Here is a 16,319-nt window from a genome sequence, read left to right on the forward strand (position 1 = left end):
ATGATTAAAATATGATTAAAGAATACCGATTTGACTATGACTCATCAAGTCGCTCAATCACAACATTGCCTGAGCCACGCTGGGTTAGTCCGATTGCTTTGGCGGCACCATAAGACAGATCAAGCACACGGTCGCCATGAAATGGACCACGGTCATTAATTCTTACGACAACCGACTTACCATTGTCTTTGTTGGTTACTCTGATATAACAGTTGAGTGGCAACGAGCGATGTGCAGCAGTGAGTGCATTCATATCAAAAGTGTCGCCACTGGCGGTTTTTTTACCATGAAATTGGCGACCATACCAAGATGCCAAACCTGTTTGCTTAAACTTGTTTACTGTATTAGAGGCGACAGCTGTTAGTTTTTCTAGGACAGGGTCATCTTTTTTAGGTGCGGTGTTGGTTTTGGTAGGGTTGGTAGCTTGCACCAATAGTGGACTGCTTAGTGTCAGTGATGTTGGCTGACGAGTTGATTTAATCAAACTTGATGCACCATTGTGCTGTCGAGTCAGCTCGCTTAGTACTTGGTCAATGTTGGTGCTTGCACTATCTTCTGCAAGTGCTGGCATGGCACATATACAAAAGATGCTTGTGCTTAGCAAGTACTTGGTGATGTGTTTCATAACAACCTCTTTTGAGTATTTTGTGAGCAATCCTAGCAAATCATCTGGCAAGATAGCATGCCAAATATCAAGTTTACACAAATAGGATTGTCTCATATAGACTTATTCATACAGGCACAGACTTATTAACTTTGAAACTTAGCGTACAAATCCACACTGTCCATGATAAATCCATTTTATCAATATGGGGATGAATGCTAAAAAAATCAATGAATTAAGGCGTTTGTCTGTGATAAGCAAGTCAATCTAAGAAAGTGGAAAAAAATGAGCATTATATCCAAACCTCTATATTAAGAGCATACCCATTTTATCCATGCTTTTCTTATGGTTATATATTAGCATGATTAAAATAAATTACAAGTATATTAAATGTATAAAAATCATATGGTTGTATAAAAAATTTGGTAAATCATATCGGTAGAGGGCTTTATCATCAGTTATTATTGCTAGCTGTTTTTGTGTGTGTGGGTGTGTATGCAAGTGAGTAATCCAAATCCTGCCATCAGTGTGATGATTGCTGTACCGCCATAACTGATGAATGGTAAGGGGACCCCCACGACGGGTAAAATACCGCCAACCATACCAACATTGACAAACACATAAATAAAAAATGACATTGAAAGAGCCCCTGCCAACAGGCGACAATAAGGGTCTGGATTGACAAGAGCAATATACAACGCCCGAGCCAGTAGACATAAATAAAATATCATGAGTAAAGATACGCCTGCCAAGCCAAACTCTTCACTAAAAGCAGCAATGATAAAATCTGTATGGCCTTCGGGTAAAAAATGTAAATGCGATTGAGTGCCTTCAAGATAACCTTTGCCTGTCATGCCACCTGAACCAATGGCAATTTTAGATTGGGTGATGTTCCAGCCTGAGCCAAGCATATCTGCTTCGGGATTGAGTAGAGTAAGTACACGAGTTTTTTGATAGTCGTGCATGATAAATTGCCACATGATTGCTATCGCAGGTATGCTTAGTAATACTGTTGAGCCAATCATCCACCATGGCAAGCCTGCCAAAAATAGCACAAAAATTCCGCTAGATGCTACCAATAATGATGTACCAAGGTCTGGTTCTTTGGCAATGAGTACAACAGGCAACAAAATAATCCCAAGAGTGATGCCAACTGTCTTAATGGTCGGTGGTAATTCTTTGTCAGACAGATACCATGCACACATCATGGGCATACCCAGCTTCATGAATTCAGATGGTTGCACACTGCCAAAACCTGGAATGCGAATCCAGCGTTGTGCCCCCATACGCACCTCACCAATTAACTCCACCAAAATGAGTAAAACCACACCTATGGCATAAAAAATAGGTGTGAAAGTGCGATAAAAACTTGGCGGAATTTGTGCCATACCAATCATTACCGTAAAGGCAATACCAAAACTCACCATTTGCCGAACCACCATGGACATGTCTTGTGTTGATGCACTATACAGTACGGTCAGCCCAATAAAGCAAATTGCCATTAAGAGCAAAGTGAGCCATGGGTCAATATGTAAACGCTGCCAAATGCTTGGTTCTAGGTCTCTTCTTAGGTGGTGGCTTTGGCGTGAAAATCTATATTGTTGATTGGTCATGGTGGGTGCAGGATAAATAAAACTATGATTAAGTTAAGTTTTTAAATTTTAGGGCGTTGTTAAACAAAGATACTTTTTTATGTTTTTGGTTCGTCTTGGGACAAATTTAACTTTTAAAGTATGTATCTGATGTTTTTTTTAAAACTTAATAGTTTAACTGATTTTGATACAATTTGATAGTTATTTGATGATAGGCTGGCGTGTTGTATTTGCTTTTGTATGATTTTTTTAGATGAGTGAGGTTAAAGGGGTTATTAGATGGGTCGCTTTATTGATTTTATTGAACTAAAATTTTGTTCAAATTGCCAAAACTGTAAAAATAACCTACAATAATGAAAATTAAAGTGTCATTGAAATATGATCAAGGTTATGACCATGAAAAATGATAAAAATGATAAAAAAAGTCGTGATGAATGTGGCATGACGGGCATGGTAAGTAAGGTGCAAAAACCATTTGTCAGCACGACCTTGTTGTCTGCTGTGTTATCATCTGTATTGATGATGATGCCTGCTTGCACGCAAAGTATGCCTGTCTTGCAAAGTCAAGGTAGTAAAAGAGTGCAAGCCATCAAGACCATCAAAGTTGTGCAAAAAGATCAAAACATCACGCCCAACCAGCTGTATGTTGATCACAATCACAATCACAATCACGACCATAACCATGATATTCCTAGAAATGTCGGTACAAAGGCAGATTTTGATGCATGGCTTGCGTTACACCCTCATGTTGCACCACAAGTGGCTGAGTATGAGCAATATTTGACCAGTCGTTTGGGGTTGGGTCAGCTGCCGCCAATGTATGAGCTTTTAACAACAGCACGCTCATGGCAAGAATGTGGACATGAGCCATACGAAGTGCCACCCCGTGCTTTGTGGGATGCGATGATTCCAACCATCATATTGTTTAATGATTTGCGACTTAATGGTATTTTGCCTGACAATACGCATATTCGTTCGGTGTATCGTAGCCCTGATTTAAACCGCTGTGCTGGTGGAGCGGTCAGCAGTAAGCACATGACTAATGGTGCGATGGATATCTGGGTGCCTAATATTGATATGGGTAGTCATGAGATGTTTCAATTGCAAAATAGATTATGTGAATATTGGCTGTTTAATGGTAAGTTGTATGAGTTTGGCTTGGGGTTGTATGCCACAGGGGCGATTCATTTGGATACGCAAGGATACCGCAAATGGGGTGCTCAATTTTCCGAAAATCACTCCATTTGCCGTATTACGCCCTCAAAATCGGACGAATGATTCATGATGACCCAGCAATCTGTCATTGCCCAGCAAGCATATATTTTGAGAAATTTTGGTGTAACGCATTGGGTGCAAAAAGACACGCTTGGCATTGTGGTTTTTCCTTATTGTGCTGACCGTTTTCATAAAAATATTGATGACAATACAAAAAATGACAATACAAAAGATGTTGCCAGCACAACAAAATCATTAATACAATCATTGGGTAAGTCTAGCGAATCTATTTTGATTGATTTAAAGCGACCTGTAAAAGCAGTGGTTGCTGGTCAATCATCGGCTTTGTCTAATGATGGCTTGGATAAAGCTGTTAAAAATACTACTCAAAATGATATTGCCAGCACCCCAGATCAAACAAAAACTGACACGCCCATCAAATATGAGCTTGAAGGGATTCGGGTGGGTGATTGGGTACTGATGGTTGATGTAATGACAACGCAACATGAAGAACGGTCAATATGGCTATCATTAAAATCAGCAATGTCTAATTGGGCAACTCAAAATGAGCAATTGTTTGGCACTCATCGCATCAGCTATCCGATGAATGATGAGATGAAAGTTTCACCCACTCTTGCCCAAAAGTGCTTAGATGGCTTTGTGTTGCGTTTGCAGATGCTTGGGGATTTTACCCAAAAGGTGGCATTTTTAAATGTCCTGCCCGATGGTGTAGACTATTTTGGTGAAACGATGCCATTGCCAAGCTTAACTCAGATGAATGATGATGGCAACTTAAAAAAATTATTGTGGCAACAGGTGGTTGGCGGTCATTGACAATACTGATATTGACAAATCAGACACTGTCAGATGAGCTTACTCCCAATCCAGACAGTCGGCTTGTGCCATTATTGCCTTTGTGAACGATGATTTGTGTGCCAATGCGTTCTTTTAGGTTGGTAACATGGGAAATGATGCCAATCATTTTACCCTCATCTTGTAGGGCGGAGAGTGTATCAAGTGCAATATCTAGGGTCTCTTCGTCCAATGTGCCAAATCCTTCATCTAAAAATAACGAATCAATGCGGATGTTCTCGCTACTCATCATGGATAACCCAAGTGCAAGTGCTAGGCTGATGATGAAGCTCTCACCGCCAGATAAGTTTTTGGTGCTGCGTTCTTCGTTGCCTTGCTGTGTGTCTATGACATGGATTTCTAAAAGTTTATCATCATGACCACGGCATAGAATATAGCGTTCATTCATGCGTGCTAACACTTCATTGGCATAAAAAAGCATCATCTCAAGCGTCAGACCTTGCACAAAGTTGCGGTATTTTTTGCCATCTGCTGAGCCGATGAGTTCGTTTAATTTTGCCCAGATTTCAATATCCTGCTTTTTTTGGTCGATAAGTTTGGTCAGCTCAGAGTGCTTGGTGCGGTCATGATGAGCATTACTTAGGCATTGTTGGTTTTTGCCTAAGTTTTGTAATAATGCACGCTCTTTGTTATGTATCAATTCTTTGCGTTGATACAACTCATCAAGCCCATCGTCTGTTTCGATGCTGTCATTTAATCTGGATAAATTCTCTTGCTCCCAAGCAAGACTGTCTGTGGTTTTTTTGATGGCATAGCAAAGTGCCTCAGCCTGTTCGCTTAGCATGATTCTCTCATTATTATCAAGCCTTGATGCCAAAAATTGTGCCTCATTGGCAAAGCCCTTGTTGGTTAAGGCGATGTCAAATTGTCTTGCTTTTTCATTGATGTCTTGATTGAGTTCTTCTAGATGATCTTCTAATATTTTTAATCGCTCGCTCAATGATGCAACGCCATGCTCGTGTTTGTGTAGCTCGGTAAGGCCGCGATGATAGTCTGTACTAATATTATTCACACGCTCTTTTAGTAGCATGGCTTCATCATCAACATTTTTTGTGCCAAATAAGGCAAATCGTGCTTGATTGAGCTGATGTATGTCATCGGACAGTTTTTGAATGCTTGTGTGGATATCTTGTTTGGCTTGTGTCAGATCTTGTTGTTTTTGTGTCTGATGGTCAATGTGAATGATGATGCCATCAAGCTGGCGTTCAAGCTGTTGTTTGTGTGCAACTTGAGCCTGACGGTCTTGGTATTTTTTATTAATATTATCAATTTTTTCTAAAATGTCTTGATTGATTTTCATCAGCTCATCATCAACAGCTTGGTTGTGTCGCAATGATACTTTTGTCATGTCTGAAATATCTGCCAGCAGAACAAAATCAAGCAACTGATTAAAATTTGTCAAATTTCCCCAATCTTTTGTATTCTCCAGATTTTCTAAGCTGAATTCATCTACACTTAATTTTCCTTGATGTTCGGTATTGCTCATTTGCTCAAAAACAGATGCCATTTTGGCTAAGCTGTCTTGAATCATAAGGCAAGTTTTGGTTAATTGCGTCCAATGATTATCAAAGTTTTTCTTGTGTAGTTCAATTTGTTTTTTGAGTAATTCACCGTCTTGCTGAATGCTATGAGATTGCTCTTTGTTTCGGCTGATGTCGTTGAGTATGTTTTTTAATGACGGCTCAATATTTTTAAAATCTTTTAGTTTGACACTAATTTGGTGCATTTGGTTATTGACGATACTGTCTAGCTGAGCGAGCAGTTGTGCATTGATACCATCTAACTCAAATCCAAAATGCTGACAAAGTGGCATGATTTGAATGCCAAGAGTGCTTACTTTTTGTGTTAGTACTGGTGTTTTTTCTTGTAGGTCTTGCAAATTTTTATGTAGATTTTCTAAATTGTTATCATTGATGAGATTGGCTTGAATGGCAATTTGCAGTTCGTCATTTAGTGTTTTGATTTTATCGCTGGTCTGCTTGATGGCATTGGTTGTGTCATCATTTGTGGTGGGTATTGGGCTGTTTTTATAAGGGTGATTGGTTGCTCCACACAATGGGCAGGGCTGCCCGTTTTCTAGGTTTTGTAGCCGTTTTTGTAAGGTTTGAACTTCAATTTGCAAGGCGTGATTGTGTTCTAAGGCAATCAGTATGTTTTCTTCTTGGGTGATTTTCTTTTGTGTGTTATTGATTTGAGATTTAAGTTCTTGTGATGTCTTTTGCATCTTGATGATTTTGACTTGGCAGTCATCGATATGAGCCTCATGAATATTAAGCTCGTCTTGTGCTGCAAGTAGTGAGTCAAGGGTAAGACGCAATTGAGTGCAAAGATGGCTGTCTTGATTAAGCGATGCGTCATATTGTAAAATCGCCTCACCATCAATGGGTGTGGGTAAGTTTGACAGCAGGGTAAACTTTTGTTCTAGTTCGGCAAATTGTGTCTGATGAGCATCAAGTTTGGTTTTATTTTGGCGGTAGTGATGACGCTTTTGTTCAAGTTCGGCATTTAATGTATGAAAGGAGACTAAGTCATCGCTTAGCGTGGCTTGGGATTGTGATAGTTGAATGATTTGACGATGAAATTCTGCTTGATGGGCAGTCATTGCACCTAAAAGCTGAGCGTTATTGCTGGGCTGTTCGTTGATGTTGATTTGTGCCAGTTTGCTCTTAATGTCTTGTTTGGATTGATTGTGTTTGGCAAGATTTGTGGTAATGGCTTCTAGGTCTTTTGCGTATTTATCATCATCACTTTGTAATTGTAAAAGCTGGTCATTTGCACGACCAATCTGCCCATCAAGTTTACGCACTTGGTCAAAGATGGGTAAGTATTTTTGTTCTTCATCTTGAATGCGATGTAGTGATTTTTCGGCAAATGATTTTTGTTCAAGGCTTATCTTTACCTGATTTTTGGCGGTTTTTAGGGCTTGATGTAGTTGTTTTTGTTCTGTTTGACCGTGGTTTTGTTGCTGTCTTAGGTGTGATAAAGTGGCATGACTGCTTTCTAATTCAAAGGCTTTTTTGGCATTGTCCAAAATGATGAACTTGTCATGAAAGCTGTCAAAATTTTGCTGATGAGTGGTTAGGGATTTGTGCAGTTCACAAATTTTCTGCTCGCAATCACGCTTGTACTCAAGCTGTTTGATGTGCTGTTCGGTGGTAGATAGTGTTTGTTTGAGTGCAGACAAGGTGGTTTTGTCGGTGGTGATGGTACTGCTAAGCTGATGAAATTCTTCATCATTCATGATTTTTAGGTCGGTTAATTTATCTTGTAAACTAATGAGTGCAAGGCGTTTAGATTTTTCAGTTTCAAAGGCTTTGATGCCAATTTTGGCATAGATTTCTGTGCCTGTGATCTGTTCTAATATTTCGCCTTTTTCGCCAGCATCTGCTTTTAAAAATGCTGCAAAATTACCTTGTGCAAGCATGACCGAGCGGGTAAATTGCTCAAAGTTCATACACATGATTTCTAGGGTTTTTTTGTCGCATAGGCTTGGCTTGGTTTCTAAAATTTTGCCATGGTTGTCGCCTGCGTGTTTGATTTGGCTAATCTCTCTGCGAATGGCTTGTAATTTGCCGTCTGCTTTACCACCTGCTCGTCTTTGTTGCCAAGTAAATCGATAACAGTCATTGTTTATTTGAATCTCAACTTGTGCCATGCATTCACCAGCACCAATGCTCATCAGCTCGTTGTGTGCGGTGCTGATTTGCTTAATGCGAGGGGTTTGTCCATAAATAGCAAGGCAAATTGCGTCCAAAATCGTTGTTTTGCCTGCACCTGTCTGCCCAATGATGGCAAAAATACCATCTCTGACAAAAGTGTCGTGGGTAAAATTGATGTGCCAAGAACCTTTTAGGGAGTTAAGATTGGTTAATGCTAGGCTTAAAATTTTCATGATTGGTGATAAAAAGGTTAATCTATATTGTGGTCATTGTGGTGAATGTCGGCAAGTAGTGCTTGATAAGCCTGTGTCAAAAAAAGTTTTTCATCGCTGCTGATGTTTTTTGTGGTTAGCAACTGTTCAAAAATGTCTGTCTCTTTAAGCTGTTTGAGGTTCATTGGCTTTGGTTTTGAACCAAGCACTCTTTGGTGTAATGTGCGATTTTGAATGTTTAGCGCCAGTATTTGCGAGCCATCAATAAACTCGCGTATGTCTTGGGTGAGCGTTGGTCGTAATTCTTGACCTGTGTAGATGATTTCCACCCAAATGCTGGTATTTTTAGCCATCAGCTCAGTTAATTCACTACTGATTTTTTGCCAATCACCTGTGATTTTTGCCAGCATTTGAAAGACTGGCACAGCAAGGGGGTGGATACTGGGTGTGGTGGTTTGATGATCTGGGTTAAAATCAACAATCAGTACTTGTTTGGTCTTGCCAATCTCACCAAAACCCATCGCAATGGGCGAGCCACAGTAACGAATATGCTCGCATTCTGCAACCCTTTGTGGTGCATGAATATGACCAAGTGCAACATAATCAATGCAATCATCAAAAATGCTGGCAGAAATTTGTCCTAATGTGCCAACATATAAATCTCGCATACCGTCATCTTTTGATGAAATGTGCGACCCTGCAACAAACAGGTGTCCTGTTGCAATGATGGGGATTTTTTTGTTAAATTTTTCTAAAATATCACTTTGTGCTTGTTTGGCATGGTTGGTTAGTGTTTGATAATGATTGGCGATGCCTATGATGGTGTCATGTTCTTTGTTTTTGATGTCATCAAAACTGCCACTATTTCTAATATCTTTGTCTCGTAAATATGGTACAGCAAGTACGATGGCTTTAGGTGTATCATCTTGGCTTAAAATCAATAGCTCATCGTCAATATGACCACTTGTAGTGCCAATAACCTTGATGTTTAAAGCGTTTAAGATGGATTTGGGTGCATCTAAAAAGGTTGGGCTGTCATGATTTCCTGAGATAATCACAATGTTGTGGCAGCTGCTTTTGGCGACTTGACCTAAAAATTGGTAATACAGCTCTTGTGCCTTGTTACTGGGGGTCATGGTGTCAAAAATATCACCTGCCACAATGAGTATATCAACAGCATTATCGTTGATGGCATTGATTAGCCAATCTAAAAAATGAGTAAACTCGTCATAGCGTTGCTGGTTGTACAGCCGTTTGCCAAGATGCCAGTCAGAAGTATGCAACACCCGCAAGGTGGATTTACTTTTTTTGGGAATGGGGACAAATGTACTCATAAAATTTAAAAAACCTTGCAGGGTATTTTGGGCATGGCATCACAAAGGCTATGGCAATTGTGTGCTTTATATGACTGTCTTTACAGTTTTCGCTTTATCAAGTGCGGTGTATAGGCGATTTACTTCATCAGCAGAGGTCAGATACAGGCGTGTACGAAGTGCGTGGAATTTGCCCGTTTTTGAGGGTTTGACTTGAATGCTAGCTGCATCAAATTCTGGAAAAATCTCTGCCAATATGAGTGTTACTTCATGACGCAAGCTGTCATGCTCGCCTTCATGCCCAATAATACTGATTGGATAGTCCATTGGAAACTGCCATAATTCTGGATTTTGAATTTCGGTGCGTTTTGCACCTTGTGCGGTAGGTGTGCGATTTAAGTCGGTTAATTTCATCAGAATGCCTTATGTTTTATATTTTATGATGATTTGTAAATGGGGTGTGGATAATAATTTTCAAGATGTTATCAGCTGGTGCCAAGCTAAGATGTGCCATTTAGGCGTATTTAAAAAGTACGAAAGAGACTGCAATAAAACTGTAACAAAATAACCACGCAAAGGTGGTTATTTTGTCTTATCTTGCTGTTTTATCTGCTTGGGTTTTTGGTTAATCATTTTCTAAGAATGAACGCAAATGCTCGGAGCGAGAAGGGTGGCGAAGTTTACGCAAAGCCTTAGCCTCAATTTGGCGAATGCGTTCACGAGTTACATCAAATTGCTTACCCACCTCTTCTAGTGTATGATCAGACGCCATATCAATACCAAATCGCATTTTTAGTACCTTTGCCTCTCGTTCGGTAAGATTATCCAAAACTTCACGAGTCGCTTCACGCAAGCCTTCGGCTGTAGCACTTTCCACAGGGCTTGAAATGGTGCTGTCTTCAATAAAATCCCCCAAATGGCTGTCTTCATCATCACCAATTGGCGTCTCCATTGAGATGGGTTCTTTGGCAATTTTTAAGACTTTGCGGACTTTGGCTTCGTCCATATCCAAGCGTTCGCCCAGCTCTTCTGGTGTTGGTTCACGACCCATTTCTTGAAGTAGTTGACGGCTGACACGGTTAATTTTATTGATGGTCTCAATCATGTGCACAGGAATGCGAATCGTGCGTGCTTGGTCAGCAATAGAACGAGTAATGGCTTGGCGAATCCACCAAGTGGCATAAGTTGAGAACTTATAACCACGGCGGTATTCAAACTTATCTACCGCTTTCATCAAGCCAATATTGCCCTCTTGAATGAGATCGAGAAATTGTAAGCCACGGTTGGTGTATTTTTTGGCGATGGAAATGACCAGACGCAAGTTGGCCTCAACCATGTCTTTTTTGGCACGGCGTGCTTTGGCTTCACCGATTGCCATTTGGCGTGCTACCGCTTTCATGTTTTTGACATCCATGTGTAGCTCATTTTCATGAGCTAGGATTTTTTCTTGCAAAGCGATGACTTCTGGCAGTACTTTTTCTAGTGTATCGGCAAAAGCAGGTTTGCCAGCAATGCGTAGGCGTAGCCACTCTAAGTTGGTTTCGTTACTTGGAAATGTCTTTTTGAACTCATCTACAGGCATTTTGCCACGACGCACAACCAAACGCATGATTTTTCTTTCGCTGTTGCGTACATCTTCATAAACTTCACGCATGAGTGTTGTGGCTTGCTCAGATAGGCGGTTGTTGAGTTTGATTAGCATAAAGCGTGAGGCAAGCTCATCATAGGCAGACTTTGCTTCATCGCTGCCACGACCATATTTTTCTAAGGCTTTTTGAGATTTGTTAAATAAGTCTTGGATTTCTTCAAAGCGTGTACGCACCTCTTCTGGGTCAAGATTGCTGTCATCATCGCTATTTACAGGGTCTATGTTATCGTCTTCATCGTCCGAGTCGCTGATATCGTCGTCATCTTCTTTGATATCATCAAGCTCAACCTCAACATCTTCTTTGAGTTCAAATTCATCATCTTCAAGATTTAAAAAGCCAGCAACAATGTCAGAGATTTTCTTTTCACCTGTTTGTATTTGGGCGTATTCATCAAGCACAAATTTTACGGTACCAGGCCAATAGGCCATGATGTATTGTACTTCTCGAGTGCCTTCTTCAATACGCTTGGCAATTGCAATTTCACCATCACGAGAAAGCAAATCCACCGTCCCCATCTCACGCATATACATGCGTACAGGATCGGTGGTACGACCAGGCTCAGTCTCAACACTTGCCAGTACCGCTGCCGCTTCATCTGCTGCCATATCATCATCATTGCCTGAGCTGGCCAAGATGATGTCATCTTCATCAGGGGTAACTTCATAAATTGGAATGCCTACATCGGTAAGCATTTGTACAATATCTTCAATCTGGTCGCTTTCTGTTACAGAATCGGGCAATTGATCGTTCATTTCGGCATAAGTTAGGTAGCCTTGCTCCTTGCCTAATTGAATTAGGGCTGCCAACTGAGAATTAGAATGTTGTTCGCTCATGAATGCTCACTTTTTTATTATCAACTTGATGGTAATATTTGCTTTTTATTATAGCATGGATATGTGGTATTTGGGGGTGCTTGTTGTATTTTTAAAGGTTTTTATGGGTTTTTTGAATGAATCTGATGTCATAAACAGCCCCATCATGATTATTGGCGAGAACCAAGTAAGATGCAAGCTGGATAATTAAGATGATTTAGTGGGTGGAATGGATAATATTTTATAAGATTGCTGGCAAAATATATAAATTCTTTGTAAAATAAGATGCGTCGTATTATTTTTATTGATTTTGTTAGGTCTTTATTTATCCTATCTTAATTTTGTTTTGGTTCAAGGTTTTGGTTTAAGATTGCTTGGGTTGTCAATTGGTTTTGTATGTCTTATTATTTTTGTAGTTTTTCTATGTTTTTTGCTCGATTTCTTGGTGTTAGGTTGTTTTGTGTTGCTTTATTAGGGTTGATTTTGGCTGCTTGTCAAGACAAAGCTCAAAATTCTTCAAACGACTCCAACTTTGAACCTGATGCTTTGGTGGGGTGCTATGCGTTGGATCAAAATGAGCCTGCACAAATTAAAATTGATCATGTTAAAAGTGGCTTTATTATGCAAATGAAAGAGCCAAAAGATGATGGGGTGAATGTGTGGGATAGTGGCGAGTCATTGCAAGTGTTAAATACTGACAAAGGGTGGGAATACTTTAAGAGTAATGCACTGGATTTAAACAAAGATGATGTCTTAAAAATCATTGCACGCCCAGACGGTATGATGGCATTGGCACAAGTCAAAGCATCTGCAAAAAATATCAATCCACGCCTAGACAGTCCATATGTCATGTACATCGTGCAAGGCTCTAATACTGTTTATCAAGTGTCGTGCCATGTGGATTGATCATCACCAATCAAATCATGATGAAAAGTCATGACAAATGTTTTAAATCATAGACAAGATTGCAATTAAAAGTATAAATGGGAGCTTGACATGGGGTTGATTGGCTATTTGGTTTTGGGTTCGGTAATGTATTTGGCGGGCTTTATGGTGCGTCAAAAATTTCTTAAACCGTATCAAAAGCAGGCCAAAGATGGGCGATTGCCTATTTTACACCCAGCATTAATGAAATGTTTAATCATTTGTTTTGGTGTGATGTTGGTGGTGAGTGCCTTGATGGGGCGTTTTATACTACACCATCTTGTTTTTGATTGGGCGTTTGTTTTGATGAATAGTTTGGTGGCGACGGTGGTGTTTTATTTTGGGGTAAATCCTGATATCACCAGAATGAACTTGCCAGACTGATGGCTTTTTTGATGTGTTTTTTTGGCGCACAAAAACTAGAAAATTTGATGGCATGATGATAAATTGTGCTGATTTGATGATAAGATATTGCAAATCCGACCAACTTGTCAAAAGTGATTGACAGATGGTGGTTGAGGCTTTAATATCGTGCGTTATCTTTGTTTTTTAATTTGACCTTTGGAGTAATATTATGTCTAACAAGTTGTTTGACTTGATTGAGTCATCAAACGCAAAATGGGTGGATTTTCGGTTTACTGATACGCATGGCAAAGAGTTGCATTTGACTTTTCCTGCATCATCAATTGACGAAGATACGCTAGAAGATGGTAAGATGTTTGATGGTTCATCGGTAGATGGTTGGAAGGGCATTGAAGCATCAGACATGATTTTATTGCCAGATGTAGATACAGCATACCTTGATCCATTCTTTGAATCACCAACAGTGGTCGTTACTTGCGATGTCATTGAGCCAGATACAATGCAGGGCTATGCAAAAGACCCAAGATCTATCGCTCGCCGTGCTGAAACTTATCTGAAATCAACAGGTATTGGCGACACCGCCTTGGTTGGGCCCGAGCCTGAGTTTTTTGTGTTTGATGAGGTTAAGTGGGACATTGATATGTCTGGTGCTAGAAGTACTGTCATCGCAGAGGCGGCAGCTTGGAGCACCAACAAAGACTATGCGTGGGGCAATCACGGTCAGCGTCCTGCTGTCAAAGGTAACTACGCTGCCATTTCACCTGTAGATCATCATCAAGACATGCGTGCGGTGATGTGCGATCGCATTGAAGAGGTGATGGGCGAGGGGCGTATTGAGGTACACCATAACGAAGTGGCCAGCTGTCAGCTTGAAATTGGCATATCTTTTAATACATTGGTCAAAAAAGCAGATGAAGTGCAACAGTTTAAGTACATTGTGAAAAATGTTGCCAGTCAATTTGGTAAAACAGCAACTTTCATGCCAAAACCACTTGTTGGTGATAATGGCTCGGGTATGCATGTCAATATGTCCATATCCAAAGATGGCGTAAATACTTTTTCAGGTGATGAGTATGCTGGCTTATCAAAGACGGCATTATACTTTATTGGTGGTATCATCAAGCACGCGCGTGCGTTAAATGCGATCACAAACCCAAGCACCAATAGCTATAAGCGTCTTGTGCCACATTTTGAAGCACCAATTAAACTGGCTTATTCTGCATCAAATCGCTCGGCATCTATTCGCATACCGCATGTCAATAGTCCAAAAGCGGTGCGTATTGAAGCTCGTTTTCCAGACCCATCTGCCAACCCTTACTTGTGTTTTGCTGCCATTTTAATGGCAGGTCTTGATGGTATTGAGAATAAAATTGAACCAGGTGAGGCTGCGGATAAGAATCTGTACGACTTGCCACCAGAAGAAGAGGTGTTGATTCCGACTGTGGCGGAGAACTTGGAGGTGGCACTTAATGCTTTGCGTGATGATCATGAATTCCTACTAAAAGGCAATGTATTTAGCAAAGAGATGATTGATGATTATATTGCTTTAAAAATGAAAGAAGTACAAAAAATCAATGAGGCGGTGCATCCATTGGAATTTGATATGTATTATCGTGCGTAGTTTTATTGGTGGATTTGTTAGTAAATTTAAAAAAAGCATAAGACTGTCTTATGCTTTTTTTATAAAATGGGTTAAATCATTGGTAAAAATGGCGTATTTTCAGTACAATAATTTATTAATGCGATATTAATGATATTAATGATATGAATAAAGCCGTAAGATTTGATGATTTGGGAAAATAATGAAAACAGATAATATGGTGCAAATCAATACTGATGTACTTGTTGTGGGTGGTGGTGCGGTTGGCATGACATTGGCTATTGGGCTTGCCAAGTTAAAAAAGACCGTCATGTTGATTGATGTTAAGCCTAAGCTGTCGGTGGTTGACGAACAAATGGCATTAAACAGGCGAGATGCTCGTGTTTATGCATTGAATTTAGCCAGTCTGAATTTGTTTGATGGCATCGGTATTGGCATTGATGTTTTTCAGCGCCGAGCAGACTACACAAAAATGCAGGTGTGGCAAGGCGATGGGCGTGGCGAGTTAAATTTTGCCAAACAATCGCTTACGCCAAGATTGTTGGGTAGTATGATTGAGCCTGCCATTATTGATGAGGCACTAAGACAACGAGCAATGCAGGCGGATATTACGCCATATTTAACCGTGCTGCATGGCACTTGGATTGATGAGCATTTTGGTATTGATGTGCGGCCAAAGACGGTGTGTGTTCGTATCATGAATGATACAGGTTGGACTAAGATTGTAAATACTCATCTGCTGGTTGGTGCAGATGGGCGAGGTTCTGTCGTGCGTAGGCTGTCTGGCATTGGCGTGGATACATTAGATTATCATCAAACAGCCATCTGCTGTGCCATCAAAACCGATAAGGCACATCAGCATACAGCCCGTCAAGCCATGCTTGATACAGGAACGCTTGCTTTATTGCCACTTGCAGATATGTCAGCAGATGATGGTGGGCATTGGCAATCGGTAGTTTGGACATTACCAACTCAGATTGCCAAAGAATTTTTGGCATTGTCGCCTGAAAATCTTGCTGATAAATTGGCATTGGCAAGTAGTTTTGAACTGGGAAAAATCCATCAGATCCAATCGATTGCCAGCTTTGCACTGTCTACCCAAGTTGCCAAAAGCTACATTGCTCCGCACACATTGCTTATTGGTGATGCAGCACACGGTGTGCACCCATTGGCGGGGCAGGGGTTGAATTTGGGTTTGGCAGATGTTAGCGAGCTATTAGCTCTTATTGCAAATGATGGCAAAAATATCTGCAAAGTAGGCTTACTTCGTCAATATGAGCGAGCCAGATATGGCAAAAATACTTTGATGATGCATGGCTTTTCGGCGATTAATTATGCTTTTGTGGGCAAAATCTTTCAAAAAGAGCCGATGCGGTTTATCCGTTCAGAGGTGGTCAATTTGACAGGTAAAATCCGCCCATTGATGGATTTTTTCAATAAAAAAGCAAGTGGATTTTAGTGATGGTTTTTTTGTAATGAGGGTATGAGGGTGATAGTGTGAGG

General features: G+C 40.3%; 12 protein-coding genes. 6 read left to right on the forward strand and 6 right to left on the reverse strand.

What is annotated here, in order from left to right; translation table 11 throughout:
- Window positions 1-34: 34 nt before the first annotated feature.
- Window positions 35-625 carry a septal ring lytic transglycosylase RlpA family protein gene (locus tag R0123_RS00530; RefSeq protein ID WP_323841324.1) on the reverse strand — a complete coding sequence of 197 codons (591 nt, stop codon included), beginning with the start codon at window positions 623-625 and terminating at the stop codon, window positions 35-37.
- A gap of 446 nt (window positions 626-1,071) precedes the next feature.
- Complete coding sequence (gene rodA / locus R0123_RS00535; protein WP_323841325.1) at window positions 1,072-2,217, reverse strand: rod shape-determining protein RodA; 1,146 nt, start codon at window positions 2,215-2,217, stop codon at window positions 1,072-1,074.
- Between the two features lie 375 nt (window positions 2,218-2,592).
- Here rodA and R0123_RS00540 point away from each other — a divergent pair, with 375 nt between their 5' ends.
- Together R0123_RS00540 and R0123_RS00545 are read left to right on the forward strand one after the other, a co-directional pair.
- Window positions 2,593-3,474 (forward strand): D-Ala-D-Ala carboxypeptidase family metallohydrolase, encoded by an 882-nt coding sequence (locus R0123_RS00540; RefSeq protein WP_323842723.1) that lies wholly within the window; start codon window positions 2,593-2,595, stop codon window positions 3,472-3,474.
- 3 nt (window positions 3,475-3,477) lie between these two features.
- A complete protein-coding gene (locus R0123_RS00545) occupies window positions 3,478-4,245 on the forward strand; it encodes a hypothetical protein (RefSeq protein WP_323842724.1) in 768 nt (255 codons plus the stop codon).
- Window positions 4,246-4,264: 19 nt separating this feature from the next.
- On the opposite strand, the gene R0123_RS00550 is transcribed toward R0123_RS00545, so the two are convergent.
- The 4 genes from R0123_RS00550 to rpoD form a co-directional block, all read right to left on the reverse strand.
- The gene (locus R0123_RS00550; protein WP_323842725.1) at window positions 4,265-8,176 is read right to left on the reverse strand and encodes an AAA family ATPase; all 3,912 of its coding nucleotides are present in this window, start codon (window positions 8,174-8,176) and stop codon (window positions 4,265-4,267) included.
- A gap of 17 nt (window positions 8,177-8,193) precedes the next feature.
- Window positions 8,194-9,489, reverse strand: coding sequence for an exonuclease SbcCD subunit D C-terminal domain-containing protein (locus R0123_RS00555; RefSeq protein WP_323842726.1), 1,296 nt, complete (start codon window positions 9,487-9,489; stop codon window positions 8,194-8,196).
- A 66-nt stretch (window positions 9,490-9,555) separates the two neighbouring features.
- Complete coding sequence (locus tag R0123_RS00560; RefSeq protein ID WP_323841330.1) at window positions 9,556-9,882, reverse strand: DUF493 domain-containing protein; 327 nt, start codon at window positions 9,880-9,882, stop codon at window positions 9,556-9,558.
- Between the two features lie 211 nt (window positions 9,883-10,093).
- Entirely contained in the window at window positions 10,094-11,950 is a 1,857-nt protein-coding gene (rpoD, locus tag R0123_RS00565) for an RNA polymerase sigma factor RpoD (RefSeq protein ID WP_323841331.1), read from the reverse strand.
- A gap of 375 nt (window positions 11,951-12,325) precedes the next feature.
- On the opposite strand from rpoD, the gene R0123_RS00570 reads away from it, so the two are divergent.
- The 4 genes from R0123_RS00570 (at window position 12,326) to R0123_RS00585 (ending at window position 16,275) form a co-directional block, all read left to right on the forward strand.
- Window positions 12,326-12,835 (forward strand): hypothetical protein, encoded by a 510-nt coding sequence (locus tag R0123_RS00570; protein ID WP_323841332.1) that lies wholly within the window; start codon window positions 12,326-12,328, stop codon window positions 12,833-12,835.
- Between the two features lie 90 nt (window positions 12,836-12,925).
- Window positions 12,926-13,237 carry a hypothetical protein gene (locus tag R0123_RS00575; RefSeq protein WP_323841333.1) on the forward strand — a complete coding sequence of 104 codons (312 nt, stop codon included), beginning with the start codon at window positions 12,926-12,928 and terminating at the stop codon, window positions 13,235-13,237.
- 190 nt (window positions 13,238-13,427) lie between these two features.
- Window positions 13,428-14,837: a type I glutamate--ammonia ligase gene (glnA, locus tag R0123_RS00580; protein WP_323841334.1), complete on the forward strand. Its 1,410-nt coding sequence runs from the start codon at window positions 13,428-13,430 to the stop codon at window positions 14,835-14,837.
- Window positions 14,838-15,018: 181 nt separating this feature from the next.
- Window positions 15,019-16,275 (forward strand): FAD-dependent monooxygenase, encoded by a 1,257-nt coding sequence (locus R0123_RS00585; protein ID WP_323842727.1) that lies wholly within the window; start codon window positions 15,019-15,021, stop codon window positions 16,273-16,275.
- The last annotated feature ends 44 nt before the right edge of the window (window positions 16,276-16,319 follow it).

It is taken from the genome of Moraxella sp. Pampa (genome assembly GCF_035181385.1).
Taxonomy (GTDB): domain Bacteria; phylum Pseudomonadota; class Gammaproteobacteria; order Pseudomonadales; family Moraxellaceae; genus Moraxella.